Source organism: Amycolatopsis sp. DG1A-15b (assembly GCF_030285645.1).
GTDB lineage: Bacteria > Actinomycetota > Actinomycetes > Mycobacteriales > Pseudonocardiaceae > Amycolatopsis.
In genome coordinates this window covers 1,633,265-1,646,442 of record NZ_CP127296.1, presented here as the reverse complement: position 1 = coordinate 1,646,442, position 13,178 = coordinate 1,633,265, and the positions used below count along the sequence as shown (strand labels likewise).

The 13,178-nt window shown below is 73.3% G+C and carries 15 protein-coding genes; 8 read left to right on the top strand and 7 right to left on the bottom strand.

Annotated features, from left to right (window positions below):
• Positions 1-19: 19 nt before the first annotated feature.
• Positions 20-1,009 carry an LppU/SCO3897 family protein gene (locus QRY02_RS07680; protein WP_285990800.1) on the top strand — a complete coding sequence of 330 codons (990 nt, stop codon included), beginning with the start codon at positions 20-22 and terminating at the stop codon, positions 1,007-1,009.
• Here QRY02_RS07680 and QRY02_RS07675 read toward each other — a convergent pair.
• The 4 genes from QRY02_RS07675 to QRY02_RS07660 all read right to left on the bottom strand — a co-directional run bounded on the left by QRY02_RS07675 (position 1,006) and on the right by QRY02_RS07660 (position 3,420).
• The gene (locus QRY02_RS07675) at positions 1,006-1,233 is read right to left on the bottom strand and encodes an SDR family oxidoreductase (protein WP_285990799.1); all 228 of its coding nucleotides are present in this window, start codon (positions 1,231-1,233) and stop codon (positions 1,006-1,008) included. The genes QRY02_RS07680 and QRY02_RS07675 overlap by 4 nt on opposite strands.
• 27 nt (positions 1,234-1,260) lie before the next feature.
• The gene (locus QRY02_RS07670; RefSeq protein ID WP_285993792.1) at positions 1,261-1,557 is read right to left on the bottom strand and encodes an SDR family NAD(P)-dependent oxidoreductase; all 297 of its coding nucleotides are present in this window, start codon (positions 1,555-1,557) and stop codon (positions 1,261-1,263) included.
• Positions 1,554-2,015 carry a response regulator gene (locus tag QRY02_RS07665; protein WP_285990798.1) on the bottom strand — a complete coding sequence of 154 codons (462 nt, stop codon included), beginning with the start codon at positions 2,013-2,015 and terminating at the stop codon, positions 1,554-1,556. The genes QRY02_RS07670 and QRY02_RS07665 overlap by 4 nt, the downstream gene beginning before the upstream one ends.
• 142 nt (positions 2,016-2,157) lie before the next feature.
• Positions 2,158-3,420 (bottom strand): sulfite oxidase, encoded by a 1,263-nt coding sequence (locus QRY02_RS07660; protein ID WP_285990797.1) that lies wholly within the window; start codon positions 3,418-3,420, stop codon positions 2,158-2,160.
• Between the two features lie 155 nt (positions 3,421-3,575).
• On the opposite strand from QRY02_RS07660, the gene QRY02_RS07655 reads away from it, so the two are divergent.
• The 3 genes from QRY02_RS07655 to QRY02_RS07645 all read left to right on the top strand — a co-directional run bounded on the left by QRY02_RS07655 (position 3,576) and on the right by QRY02_RS07645 (position 6,735).
• Positions 3,576-4,064 (top strand): beta-class carbonic anhydrase, encoded by a 489-nt coding sequence (locus QRY02_RS07655; protein ID WP_285990796.1) that lies wholly within the window; start codon positions 3,576-3,578, stop codon positions 4,062-4,064.
• A 113-nt stretch (positions 4,065-4,177) separates the two neighbouring features.
• On the top strand, positions 4,178-5,383 hold the full coding sequence (locus QRY02_RS07650; protein WP_285990795.1) for an LLM class flavin-dependent oxidoreductase: 1,206 nt from the start codon (positions 4,178-4,180) through the stop codon (positions 5,381-5,383).
• A gap of 11 nt (positions 5,384-5,394) precedes the next feature.
• Entirely contained in the window at positions 5,395-6,735 is a 1,341-nt protein-coding gene (locus tag QRY02_RS07645) for an NtaA/DmoA family FMN-dependent monooxygenase (protein ID WP_285990794.1), read from the top strand.
• 30 nt (positions 6,736-6,765) lie between these two features.
• Here QRY02_RS07645 and QRY02_RS07640 read toward each other — a convergent pair whose 3' ends face one another.
• Positions 6,766-7,146 carry a winged helix-turn-helix transcriptional regulator gene (locus QRY02_RS07640; protein WP_285990793.1) on the bottom strand — a complete coding sequence of 127 codons (381 nt, stop codon included), beginning with the start codon at positions 7,144-7,146 and terminating at the stop codon, positions 6,766-6,768.
• A gap of 98 nt (positions 7,147-7,244) precedes the next feature.
• Here QRY02_RS07640 and QRY02_RS07635 point away from each other — a divergent pair, with 98 nt between their 5' ends.
• Positions 7,245-8,084, top strand: a complete 840-nt coding sequence (locus tag QRY02_RS07635; protein ID WP_285990792.1) for an alpha/beta fold hydrolase — start codon at positions 7,245-7,247, stop codon at positions 8,082-8,084.
• Between the two features lie 98 nt (positions 8,085-8,182).
• Here QRY02_RS07635 and QRY02_RS07630 read toward each other — a convergent pair whose 3' ends face one another.
• Complete coding sequence (locus QRY02_RS07630) at positions 8,183-9,031, bottom strand: LysR family transcriptional regulator (RefSeq protein ID WP_285990791.1); 849 nt, start codon at positions 9,029-9,031, stop codon at positions 8,183-8,185.
• A gap of 90 nt (positions 9,032-9,121) precedes the next feature.
• Between QRY02_RS07630 and QRY02_RS07625 the strand changes: the two genes are divergently transcribed.
• On the top strand, positions 9,122-9,961 hold the full coding sequence (locus QRY02_RS07625; protein ID WP_285990790.1) for a TIGR03620 family F420-dependent LLM class oxidoreductase: 840 nt from the start codon (positions 9,122-9,124) through the stop codon (positions 9,959-9,961).
• Between the two features lie 121 nt (positions 9,962-10,082).
• On the opposite strand, the gene QRY02_RS07620 is transcribed toward QRY02_RS07625, so the two are convergent.
• On the bottom strand, positions 10,083-11,225 hold the full coding sequence (locus QRY02_RS07620; RefSeq protein WP_285990789.1) for an acyl-CoA dehydrogenase family protein: 1,143 nt from the start codon (positions 11,223-11,225) through the stop codon (positions 10,083-10,085).
• 163 nt (positions 11,226-11,388) lie between these two features.
• Between QRY02_RS07620 and QRY02_RS07615 the strand changes: the two genes are divergently transcribed.
• On the top strand, positions 11,389-12,498 hold the full coding sequence (locus QRY02_RS07615; protein ID WP_285990788.1) for an LLM class flavin-dependent oxidoreductase: 1,110 nt from the start codon (positions 11,389-11,391) through the stop codon (positions 12,496-12,498).
• Positions 12,495-13,172, top strand: coding sequence for an alpha/beta hydrolase (locus QRY02_RS07610; protein WP_285990787.1), 678 nt, complete (start codon positions 12,495-12,497; stop codon positions 13,170-13,172). Before QRY02_RS07615 ends, QRY02_RS07610 begins: the two co-directional genes overlap by 4 nt.
• Positions 13,173-13,178 lie beyond the last annotated feature (6 nt).

Here is a 13,178-nt window from a genome sequence, read left to right as displayed (position 1 = left end):
AGACCTGGGGGGACCTTCCATGACAGTGCCCGAAGACAGACCGCAGCAGCCCGCGCCGGAAGCGAATCCCTTCCGGCCCCCGACCCCCGGGGCCGCCCTGCCGCAGTACCCGCCCGCGCCGTACCCGCCCGCGCCGTACCCCATGCCTTACCCGATGCCTCCGCCGTACGGCTTGCCGCCCCAGAAGCGCAGTGGCCTCAAACTCGCGCTGCGGATCGGCATTCCCCTCGTGTTCCTCGCGGTCGTGGTTGTGGTCGGGCTGACCTCGGCCACGACCAAGAGCACCAACGTCGGCGACTGTCTCAAGGGCAACACGGCCAACGCCGACAGCGTGACCTCCGTGGCATGTGGCCCGGAAGCCGACTACAAGATCGTCGGCAAAGTCCCGGACCAGCACCAGGTGGCGATGAGCTTCGGCGGCTGTGACCAGTTCCCGACCGCGACCGCCGCGTACTGGGAGGGCACCGATGTCTCGAAGGGCACGCTGTTCTGCCTGGAGGACGTCAAGAACCCGGGCAAGGGCATGCCGCAGGTGGGTGACTGCGTCAAGGGAGACCTCTCCGACGCCGCCCACGCCGAAAAGGTCCCTTGTGGACCGGAGGCGAACTACAAGGTCGCCGGTGTCGAGAACGGCGGCGCGCTGGGCGGGCTCATGACCGCGGCCTGCGCCAAGGTCCCGTCCGCGGCCGCCTCGATGGAGTGGAAGCGGCAGGGCAGCCTGTCGTCGAAGGTCCTGTGCCTGGAAGACCTGAAGAACCCGGACAACCGGAAGCCCGCCGTCGGCGAGTGCATGGCGACCGGCGCCGGCGGGGAGCTCCGCCTCGCCCCCTGCAAGAAGGGTGCGGCGAAGGTGCTCGGCCAGGTGGACGGCCTGACCAAGATGGACGGTCTGTCGAAGACCGTCGAGGAGGTCTGCAAGGACTTTCCCGGCTCGGACCAAGCGGCTTCCTGGAGCATGCAGGGCTCCCTCGCGGTGACCACCTTCTGCATGCAGTCGGTCAAGAACTAAGTCCGGTCCGCCACGTTGCCGGCGTCGCCCTGGCCGGGCGGCGCCAGCACGGCGAGCGTCGGCAGGTGGGACAGGAAGCCGCCGTCCACCGGGATGAGCCGGCCGGTGATGAAGCTCGCCGCCGGCGAGGCGAGGAACGTGACCAGCGCGGCGGCGTCCGCCGGGGTGCCCAGCCGGGGTACCAGGTTGTGCGCGCGGATTTTGTCCTGCACGAACCCTGGCATGTCCGCGTCCAGGGCCCGGGGTCTTGATCAGCTCCGGCGCCACGGGCCGCTGGCGATGTTGACGATCGAGCCGCCGCCGCGCTCGATCATGATCGGCACCGTGTGCTTGCACAGCGGCATGGGACCGCGCAGGTTCACCGCCATCACCTCGTCCCACAGCTCGACGGGCATGGTCACGACATCCCGGTCCCGCTTGATCGCCGACACCAGCGCCGCGTTGTTGTCGAGGATGTCGACGCCGCCGAACGTGTCCACCGCGAACCGCACGAGCCGGCGCACACTGTCCTCATCGGACACGTCGGCCACGTGACCGGCGACCTTCAGCCCCTGTGGTCAGCGAATCGACGACTTCCGCCACGGCGGCGCAAGCCGATGTGCAGCGAGCCGTGGACGATGGCCTCGCCGGCCACCGTCGCCTCCCCGGCCGGGCGGCGGACCCGGCGCATCACCGCGCCGATCACGGCGACCAGCTCGCGCGCCCGGACCGGTGCGGACACGTAGTCGTCCAGCCCCGCCTGCAGGCCCAGCACCCGGTCCAGCTCGGAATCGCGGCCGGACAGGCCGATGATCGGCACCTGGCTGCGGGCACGCAGCCGGCGGCAGACCTCCAGGCCGTCGAGGTCGGGCAGATCCAGGGCCAGCAACACCAGGTCGGCCCGGACGGGCGTGGCGAGCAGCGCGGCCCCGCTGTCCACGACGCCCACTTCGAAGCCGTGACCGCGAAGCTCGTGACCCAGGTCCGCGGCGGTCACCGGCGCCGCCCCCACCAGCAGCAAGTGCACGTGCCCCCTTCACAACGAAGCTCGACAGGCCGCACCGGGCTCGCAGGCAAGGCGGTCGCCGCCGACCGCCCGAGTCACCGCGATCGTTCGAGGCCGGCCCGGCGAGGGCCGCAACCGCAGGAGCGCCCGCACCGTCCCCGGGTCACGCCGGGCTCACCGTGACCGGGTGGCGGACGATCGCGCCGAACAGGTACCCCTGCGTGTTGTAGGGCGCGACCTCCGGCTGCCGCACACCGGTGACGTCGGTCGCGCGCGCCCGCAGCGTGTACGCCCCGGCTGTGCGCGGCCGCCACGGGAACTCCCACCGCAGCCAGCCACGGTCGAGGGCGGGGCCGATCGGCTTGGCGGGCGCCCAGGTGGCGCCGTCCACGCTCACCTCGACCCGCCGGATCCGGCCGTGGCCCGACCAGGACCGGCCGCGCAGCACGTGCCGCCGCCCGGCCGCCAGCGTCGCACCCCGTTCCAGTTCGAACGCGCTCTTCACCACCTGCTCGGTGACCGGCGTGCCCTCGGCCGGGTAGTCCGGGCCCAGCAGCCGGTAGTACTGCGTGTTCCACGGCGACACCAGCGGCGTCGCCGACACCTCGATCCGGCCCAGCCACTTGATCGACGAGATCCCGGCCCACGACGGCACCACCAGCCGCACCGGGAACCCGTGGTCCGGCGGCAGCGGCTCGCCGTTCATCTCGTAGGCCAGCAGGACGTCCTGCAGCGCCTTGCCCACCGGCAGCGGCCGCCGCACCTTGCCGAGGTTCACCCCGCCGGTGACGTAGTCCGGGTCGAGCCCCTCCGGCAGCACGTCCACCGCGTCGCGGGTCAGCCCGGCGCGGGCGAGCACCGTCGCCAGCCGGACACCGCGCCAGCGCGCGACCCCGACCGCGCCCAGCTTCCACGCGGTCCCGGTGACGGTCTGGCCCTGCTGGCCGGTGAAGAAGCTCCGGCCGTTGCCGGCGCATTCGATGAACGCGGTGATCGTCTCGGACGGCAGCTCACGCAGGTCCCGGTAGGTCAGCTCGACCGGGTTCGCCGCCGTCGGCGAGCCGCGCAGTCCGGAGCCGAACAGCCGCAGCCGCCAGGTGGCGGCGTCGAGCACCGGGGTCGACGTGTGGTCGCGGACGAAGAACCGGTCGACCGGGGTGAGGTAACCCTGCCCGCTCATGGCTTCCCAGCGCGTCTCGGCGTTGCTGCCGTAGACGTCGAACCACTCCGGTGGCAGGGGCTTGACGATCGGGCCCGCGGCCGACGCCGGGGCGGACGCCGTCCCGGTCGCGGCCAGCGCGAGACCACCGGCCGCCGTCAGCCTCAGCAGAGCGCGCCGGTTCAGCCCCGGCAGGCGCGCGTTCCCCGCCCGCCACTGCGCGAGCCGCACGCGGTCGTAGCCGGCCTCGTCGTTCAACGCTGTCATGTGGGCATTTTCGAGCCGCGGTTCGCGGCGGGCCAGTACGTCCACGGAGCGGAACAAGGGTCCTCAATGGACAGTTTCCCAGGTCGTGGGCACGGTTGCGCACCACCGCGTGGGCGCGTCCACTCGGTCCACCCCACTACGCGGAAGGGACCACCATGTCGGTCACCGACGAGCTCCTGGCCAACAACGCCGCATACGCCGCGAACTTCACCGGGCCGCTGCCGCTGCCGCCGGCCAAGCACGTCGCCGTGCTCGCCTGCATGGACGCCCGCATCAACGTCTACGGCGTCCTCGGTCTCAACGAAGGCGAGGCTCACGTGATCCGCAACGCCGGCGGCGTCGTCACCGAGGACGAGATCCGCTCGCTCGCGATCAGCCAGCGCCTGCTCGGCACCGAGGAGATCATCCTCATCCACCACACCGACTGCGGCATGCTCACCTTCACCGACGACGGCTTCAAGAAGTCCGTCCAGGAGGACGTCGGGGTCAAACCCGCCTGGGCCGCGGAAGCCTTCACCGATCTCGACGAGGACGTGCGCCAGTCGATCGCCCGGATCCGGAACAGCCCGTTCATCCCGAAGAAGGAGTCCGTGCGGGGCTTCGTCTTCGACGTCGCCACCGGAAAGCTGCACGAAGTGAAGTGACCCGCGGTTTATTCCCGGCGTTCCCCGCTCGTCCCAGCAGTTGGCCGGTCGCGCCCGCGGCGCGGAATCCGGAGCACACTGCGGACGGGGGCCGAGGAGAAGGGAACGCCGGGATGGCAGCAGGAACCGGACCGCGGATCGCCGTCGCACTGGACGGGGCGGGGTGGCACCCCGCCGCCTGGCGGGAACCCGGCGCACGGCCACGCGAGCTGCTCACCGCCGGGTACTGGGCCGACCTGGTCCGCGAGGCCGAGGCGGGCAAGCTGGACTTCGTCACCATCGAAGACTCCCTGGCCCTGCAGACCGTGAACTACCTCGACCGGCCGGGCGAGCGGGCCGACATCGTCCAGGGCCGGCTCGACGCGGTCCTGATCGCCGCCCGCGTCGCCCCGCTCACCTCCCGCATCGGGCTCGTGCCGACCGCGGTCGTCACGCACACCGAGCCGTTCCACCTGTCCAAGGCGATCGCCACGCTCGACTACGTCAGCACCGGCCGGGCCGGGGTCCGCGTGCAGGTGGCCGGGCGCGCCGCCGACAACCGGCACTTCGGCCGCCGCGAGTTCGGCGAATTCCGGCTCGAGGACTCCGCCGAGCCGGGCCGGCCCAGCCCCCTGGCCGACCTCTTCGACGAGGCCGCGGACTACGTCGAGGTGCTGCGCCGGCTGTGGGACTCCTGGGAGGACGACGCCGAGATCCGCGACGTCGCCACCGGCCGGTTCGTCGACCGCGAGAAGCTGCACTACATCGACTTCGAAGGCCGCTGGTTCTCCGTCAAGGGCCCGTCGATCACACCGCGGCCACCGCAGGGCCAGCCGCCGGTCACCGCGCTGGCCCACGCCGCCATCCCGTACCGGCTCGCCGCCCGTTCGGCCGACGTCGTCTACGTGACGCCGTTCGACCGCGAGCAAGCCACGACGATCGTCGCCGCCGTCCGGGACGAGCAAGCGCGGGCCGGGCGCGGCGACGAGACGCTGCACGTGTTCGCCGACGTCGTCGTGTTCCTCGGCGAGACGGAACAGGCCGCGAAGGACCGCAAGGCCCGGCTCGACGACCTGTCGGGCGCGGAGTACTCGTCCGACGCGTACACCTTCACCGGCACCCCGGCCGGCCTCGCCGACCTGCTGCTCGACTGGCAGGCCGCCGGGCTCTCCGGCTTCCGGCTGCGGCCGGGCACGATCCCGCACGACCTGACCGCGATCACCCGCGGCCTGGTCCCCGAGCTGCGGTCCCGCGGCGCCTTCCGCACCGAGTACGAGGCGAGCACCCTGCGCGGGCTGCTCGGTCTCGCCCGCCCCGCCAACCGCTACGCCGCCGTCTGAGGAGGACCGAGATGACCCGGAAGCAGATCCACCTCGCGGCGCACTTCCCCGGCGTCAACAACACGACCGTGTGGAGCGACCCCGAAGCCGGCAGCCACATCGAGTTCAGCTCCTTCGTCAAGCTCGCGCAGACCGCCGAGCGCGCGAAGTTCGACTTCTTCTTCCTGGCCGAAGGCCTGCGGCTGCGCGAGCAGAACGGGCAGATCTACGACCTGGACGTCGTCGGCCGCCCGGACACCTTCACCGTGCTCTCGGCCCTGGCCGCCGTCACCGAGCGGCTCGGACTGGCCGGCACGATCAACTCGACGTTCAACGAGCCCTTCGAGGTGGCCCGCCAGTTCGCCTCGCTCGACCACCTCTCCGCCGGGCGCGCCGCCTGGAACGTCGTCACGTCGTGGGACGCCTTCACCGGCGAAAACTTCCGCCGCGGCGGGTTCCTCCCGCAGGACCAGCGCTACGAGCGCGCCGAAACGTTCCTGCGGACCGCGTGGGAGCTGTTCGATTCCTGGCGGGGTGACGAGATCACCGCCGATGCCGGGACCGGCGTGTTCCTGCGTGACCCGGAGGCGGGCGCCTTCGCCCACCACGACGCGCACTTCGACATCGAAGGCCGGTTCCCGGTGCCGCGCAGCCCCCAGGGCCGTCCGGTGATCATCCAGGCCGGTGACTCCGACGAGGGCCGGGAGTTCGCCGCGGCCACCGCCGACGCGATCTTCAGCCGCTACGGCACCCTCGAAGCGGGCCAGGCGTTCTACACCGACGTCAAGGGCCGCCTGGCGAAGTACGGCCGGGCCCCGGAGCAGCTGGTGATCCTGCCCGCGGCGACGTTCGTGCTCGGCGACACCGACGCCGACGCCCACGAGCGCGCCCACGTCGTGCGGCGGCAGCAGGTCAGCGGGCAGACCGCGATCAAGTTCCTCGAACAGGTCTGGAACACCGACCTGTCCGGCCACGACCCCGAAGGGCCCCTGCCGTCGACGGATCCGGTGGTCGACGGGTCCACGATCGCCCCCGGCCGCGCGAGCGTCCGCATGTACCGCGATCCCGTCGCCACGGCCCGCGAGTGGCGGCAGCTCGCCGAGGCGAAGAACCTGTCCACCCGCGACCTGATCATCGAGGTCACCGGCCGGCAGACGTTCATCGGCTCGCCCGCGACGGTGGCGGCGGCGATCGACGACCTGGTCCAGGCCGACGCGAGCGACGGCTTCATCCTCGTCCCGCACGTCACCCCCGGCGGGCTCGACGAATTCGCCGACACGGTGGTGCCGTTGCTGCAGGAGCGCGGCTCCTTCCGGACCGAATACACCGGCACCACCCTGCGCGACCACCTGGGGATCGACGCGCCCGGGTGACAGCGTCCTTTTCGGGCAGTGTGCCGGCGGTCAGTCGCGTGGCGCGGCGTTGGCCCGGTCGATCGCCGGCATGTTCTCCTCCGCCCAGGTGCGCAGGGCGGCGAGCGGCACCTCGAGGGAGTGGCCCAGGCCGGTGAGGCGGTAGTGCACCTTCGGCGGAACCGCCGGCTCCACCCGGCGCTCGACCAGGCCGTCGCGGGCGAGGCTCTGCAGGGTCACCGACAGCATCTTCTGCGAGACGCCGGGCATCCGGCGTTGCAGTTCCGCGAACCGCACCTCGCCCGGGCCGGCCTCGGCCAGCACCTTGACCACCATGGACGTCCACTTCGTGCCGATCCGGTCGAGCAGCTTGCGGGTGGGGCAGGCGGGGTCGAAGAGGTCGCCGCGCGTGCCCTTCGGGGAAGGGGTCACCTGGAGCTCACCACCTTTCCGCAAAGTGCCGTCTTGGCCAGGCCGAGACGGTTACCTAACCTCATCTGGTAACCAATGGTAACCACTGAGGAGGCACCGTGCGCGAGCAGCGGGTCACGGCGAACGGCATCGACATCAACGTGGCCGTCACCGGCCAGGGGCCCGCGCTCCTGCTGTTGCACGGCTTCCCGCACACCTGGCGGCTGTGGACCGCCGTCATCCCGCAGCTGGCCCGGCAGCACCGCGTCATCGCCCCGGACCTGCGTGGTCTCGGCGCGACCACCCGCACCGCCGACGGCTATGACGCCGCAACCCTCGCAGCCGACGCCGAAGCGCTCCTCGACGCCCTGGACGAACCGGCGGCGACGATCGTCGGCATCGACGCGGGCGCTCCGCCCGCCTTCCTGCTCGCCATGCGGCGTCCGGACCGGGTGCGCCGGCTCGTCCTCATGGAATCGCTGCTCGGACGCCTGCCGGGAGCCGAAGACTTCCTCGCCGGCGGGCCGCCGTGGTGGTTCGGGTTCCACGCCGTCCCCGGCCTCGCCGAGACGGTCCTCGCCGGTCACGAGGCCGACTACATCGGCTGGTTCCTCGACGCCGGCACCCGCGGCCGCGGCGTGCCACCCGCGATCCGGAGTCATTTCATCGCGGCGTACACCGGGCGCGAAGCCCTGCGGAGCGCCTTCGGCCACTACCGGGCCATGCCCGAAAGCGCGGCACAGATCGCGGACGCCACCGCGGCCGGCCGGCTCACCGTGCCCACCGCGGCGATCGGCGCCCACCCGGTGGGCGACGCCCTCACCCGCCAGCTGCACCCGGTGACCGACGACCTCACGGCCCACCTCATCGAGGACTGCGGGCACATCATCCCGCTGGACCGCCCCGATGCCCTCGTGCCCCTGCTGACGAGCGCCGCGTCAGCCGTGCCCTCGAGGTGACAGAGGTGCGGGCCGCGGGCCGTCGAATCGTTCGAGGGATCAGCGCCGGGGGCCCTGGTCCGGGCTTTCCTGTGCAGGCGCCCGGCCGGGGCACGGCGTCAGTCACCGAAGGCCGCCCGGTGGGCCGAGGTGCACGGGGACGGCAGGTCGTCCGGGATGACGACGCTGCCGGTGATCGTCGTCCGGGGTTCGAGCGGGATGGCCCGCACCCGGGTGGAGCGGAGCTCGGCCACCTGATCGGCCGGCAGCACCGTCCAGCTGCGCGGATCGGAGCCGACCTCGATGATCGTGTCCCCGGCCGTGCCCGCGCGGTGCCCCGGGCGCACCGGGGCTCCGGCCTCCCGCAGCGCGGTGACCACGGACGGGTCGTGGTCCTGAGCCGTCCGGAACGGACCGCCGGCCAGTTCGGCCACGCCGACGGCCGCGTGACCGGCGACGGCGTGCCGCACGGAGACGACCGCGAACAGGGCCTCCGTCCACGCCGGCAGCACCCGCAGCCCCGGCGCCGCCCGCACGCCCCGCGCCAGCGCCAGGTCGAGCTCCCCCTGCCGCAGGGCGTTCAGGCGCGCGGGCAACGGCAGGTCGACGAGCACGACGTCGAACGCCGGGGCCTGCTCGCGCAACGCGTCGATCCCGCGTTCCAGGCGCGCGGCGAACTGGCCGGTGCCGGTGCCGATGCGCATCACGCCCGCCTGCGGGCTGGCCGCGACCCGGACCCGGTCGGCGGCCGCGAGGGCCGCACGCGCCGCGTCGAGCACCCGGAGCCCGGCCACGGTGAGCCGGACCTGCCGCGGTGAGCGGTCGAACAGCCGGACCCCCAGTTCGCGCTCCAGCCGCGCGATCTGCCTGCTGACCGCGGGCTGGGCGATGTGCAGCCGGTCGGCGGCCCGGCCGAAGTGCAGCTCGTCGGCGACCGTGACGAAGTACCGCAACGCCCGTAGTTCCACCGGCCCTCCCCTGCGACGATGCCATCAGGTTATCGCTGCGCGTGCCCCCTGGCCCTGGTTCGCGGCGGACCGCCGTGCTGGAGTCGGGGCATGACCATCGAACTCGGCCTGCTCGGCGCCCATCTGCGCGAGCACGAAGTGAACCCGGCAGCCGCGGCGGAAGTCGAGCGGGCCGGTTACGGCACCCTCTGGCTGGACGCCTCACCGCCGGCCGACCTGGCCCTCGCGGAGAAGCTGCTCGACGCGACCACCCGGCTGACCGTCGGCACCAGCGTGGTGAACGCCTGGACCGCCGACGCGGGCACCGTCGCCGCCTCCTACCACCGGATCGAAGCCCGGCACCCCGGCCGGTTCCTGCTCGGCGTCGGCATCGGGCACCGCGAAGTGCACGCCGGATACGCCGCGCCGTACGACACCCTGCTGTCCTATTTGGACCAGCTCGGTCGGGCGGGCGTCCCCGGCGGCCGGGTGGTGGTGGCCGCACTCGGGCCGAGAATGCTGCGCCTGGCCCGCGACCGCACCGCCGGCACCGTTCCCGGCATGGTCACCCCCGAGCACACCCGGCGGGCGCGCTCGATCCTCGGCGCGGGCAAACTCCTGCTGCCCGGGCACTTCGCCCTCGTCGAGCCGGACACCGGGCGAGCCCGCGCGATCGCCCGGTCCGCACCACCCGGAACGGCGCTGGCCGTCACCAACTACGCGAACAACCTCCGGCGGCTCGGCTACACCGACGACGACCTCGCCGATGCGGGCAGCGACCGCCTCATCGACGCGCTCGTCGCCCACGGCGACCCGGCCACGGTCGCGACCGGGCTGCTGGCCCACCGGGACGCCGGCGCCGACCACGTCGGCGTCCACCCCCTCGGCGACGACCCGATCGCCACCCTCCTCGCGGTCGCCGAAGCGGTGCACGCCGTCAAGGCGCGGTGACGTGCCGGAGGATCAGCTCGACGCATCCGGCCGCGCGCCGCTGGCGAGCTGGTCGCGGGCCAGGGCATAGGCCGCACCCAGTGCGCTCTTCCCGAGAAAAGAGGGGACTCACCGGAGGGATTCAGCCGAGGATCGAGCGGCCCAGCCCGGTCAGCACGGCGTCGTCCTGCGGGGTGTGGACGCGGCTGCACAGCACGTCGCGGTAGTGCCGCTGCAACGGGTTGGCCCGCGTCAGCCCCGGGTTCCCGGCGAGCGCGACGGCCTGCTCGACCGCCTCGACGAGCAACCGCGTCGCGAGCACCTTCGCGACGCCCGCGTGCGCCGCGGCGCCGGGCTCGCCCTCGTCCACCCGGCGGGCGAGTCCGAAGAGGACTTCCTCGGCACCGGTGATCCGCGCGGCGATCTCCCCTACCCCGGTCTGGAACCTCGGCAGGGTGGCCAGCGGCTTGCCGAGCCCGCTGGGGACGCGCTCCCGGAGGAATCCCGTGAGCCAGTCCAGCGCGTTGCGCGCCACACCCAGGTAGAGCGCGGGCAGCGCCAAGGCGAACGCCGGCACCGGCGGGCGCTGTGTGTCCGGTGTGGACAGTCCGGCGGTGGCGCCGTCGGGCACCGGGACGTCGGTGAACACGACGTCGTGACTGGCGCTGGCCCGCAGGCCGAGGTGGTCCCAGGTCGGTTCGATCCCGATCCCGGGTGCGTCGGCCCGCACCAGGAACCCGCCGACGCGCGGGTCGGGTTCGTCGGTGCGGGCCCAGACGACCATCCAGCGCAGGCCCACCGAGCCGGTCGAGTAGATCTTGCGGCCGGACAGGCGCCACCCGTCCGCGGTCCGGCGCGCGATCGTCGCGGGCAGACCGCCGCGGGTCGGCGAGCCCAGTTCCGGCTCCACGCGCAGCGCGTTGATCAGCACCGGCCGCTCGCCCGCCTCCGCGAGCACCTCCCGGTACACCCCGTCCGGCCAAGCCGGGTCCGAACCTTGTGCCGCGTGGACGAACAGCGTCATGGCCGTCACCAGGGCCACCGACGGGTCACCGCGGCCCAGCTCCGCCAGCAGCCGGGCGGTGTCGAGCACCCCGGCGCCCGGACCGCCGTAGCGCGGGTGCACGGTCGTGGTCAGCAAACCCGCGGCGTGCACCAGTTCGACACCCTCGTGCGGGAACGTCCCTTCGCGGTCGTGCTCGCCGGCTCGCGCGGCCAGCCCGGCGACGATCGACGGCAACGCGGCGAGGTCGGGTGGCGGCACGGTGGCGACGGTCGTGGTCACGAAGTCCTCCCGGAAGGGTCGGCGAGCGGGCCGACGATAAGCCGCCCGGATCGGGGGAAGCCAGCGACGTCCACCAAATGGACACCCGCAGCTGCCCAATTGACACCGCACCCTCCGTGCCGTTCCCTGGCAGGGCGTTCTTCTTGCGGCGAAAGGAAAGCAGATGCCCGTCGAGTTCGTCGGCATGATCGGCACCCGGGACGCGAGCGAGACCCGGCCGGCCAGAGGACCGGTCGTCGACCCCGCCTACGTCCGCCGGTTCGCCCGGGCGCACGAGGACGGTGGCTTCGACCGCGTGCTCATCGGCTACGGCGCGGGCTGGCCGGAGGGCCAGCAGGTGGCGGCCTACGCGGCCGCGCACACCGAGCGCCTCGGGCTGCTCGTCGCCCACCGCCCCGGGTTCGTCGCGCCGACGCTGGCCGCGCGCGCGTTCGCCACCCTCGACCACTTCAGCGGCGGCCGCGTCGCGGTGCACACCATCACCGGCGGCAGCGACGTCGAGCAGGCCCGCGACGGCGACTACCTGGCCAAGGACGAGCGCTACGAGCGCACGGACGAGTACCTGGACATCCTCAAGCGTGCCTGGACTTCCGGCACCGCGTTCTCCCACCACGGCAAGCACTACCGGCTCGACGACTACACCCCGCAGGTGCGCCCGCTGCAGAACCCGCGGATCCCGCTGTACTTCGGCGGTTCTTCGCCGGCGGCCTACCGCGTCGGTGGCAAGCACGCCGACGTCTTCGCGCTCTGGGGCGAACCGCTGAAGGAAACGGCGGAGCAGATCGCGTCCGTCCGGGCGGCGGCGAAGGCGGCCGGGCGGCTCACCCCGCCCCGCATCAGCGTCTCGTTCCGGCCCATCCTCGGCCCGACCGACGAACTGGCCTGGGAACGGGCCGAGCGGATACTGGACAAGATCACCGCGTCGGGCGCGGCGAAGGCGGCCCGCGAATGGCGTGACGGTGGCTCGCCCACCAACGCCGGCAGCGTCCGGCTGCTGGCCGCGGCGGCGAAGGCCGACCGGCACGACCGTGCACTGTGGACTCCCCTGGCCACGGCGACCGGCGCCGCGGGCAACTCCACCGCCCTGGTCGGCACGCCGGAGACGGTGGCTCAGGCCTTGCTGGACTACGTCGACATCGGCGTCACCACGCTGCTCATCCGCGGCTACGACCCGCTCGACGACGCGATCGACTACGGCAGGCACCTGCTCCCGCTGGTCCGGTCCGAGCTGGCCCGCCGCGAACGGCAGCCCGCCGCGGCAGCCGCCGTATGACCCGCGCGCCCGCCGCGACGGCCCGCTGGGCCCCGGCCGAAGGCGTGCCCGTGCGCGGCACGGTCGTGCTGCTGCCGGGCCGGGGCGAGCACCCCGGGCTCTACTCCCGGCTCGGCACCCGGCTGGCCTTCGACGGCTACCGGGTCGTCGCCGTGCCCACGGGGGAGGACGTCGCGGGCGAGCTCCGCGCGGGCCCGCTCCCCGTGGTCCTGCTCGGCAGCGACACCGGCGCCATCAACGCGCTCACCCTCGCCGCTCAGCTGCCGGTGCACGCGGTCGTGGCGGCCGGGCTGCCGCTGTCGGCCGACGCCACGCCGGACCGCTCATGGGACGCCGAACTCGACGCGCGGACGGCGTGCCCGGTCCACCGCGACCTGCTCGAAGGCGACGCCCGGCTGCGCCGGGGCGCCCTGCTCGCCGAGCCCGCCGGCCTCCCGGCGGTGCTCCCGCGCACCCCGGCGCTCGTCCTGCACGGGAGTGCGGACCGGGTCGCGGACCCGAAGGCCGCGCGCGCCTTCGCCGAGATGCTCCCCGCGGGCCGGTTCGCGCTGGTCGAGGGCGGCCGGCACGACGTGCTGAACGATGTCGCCCACCGCAGCGTGGCGGCCGAGATCGTCCAGTTCCTGGAGTGGCTGCGCGCCGGGACGCGCGGGCCGGTCCTGGTCCGGGGATGATGGCGG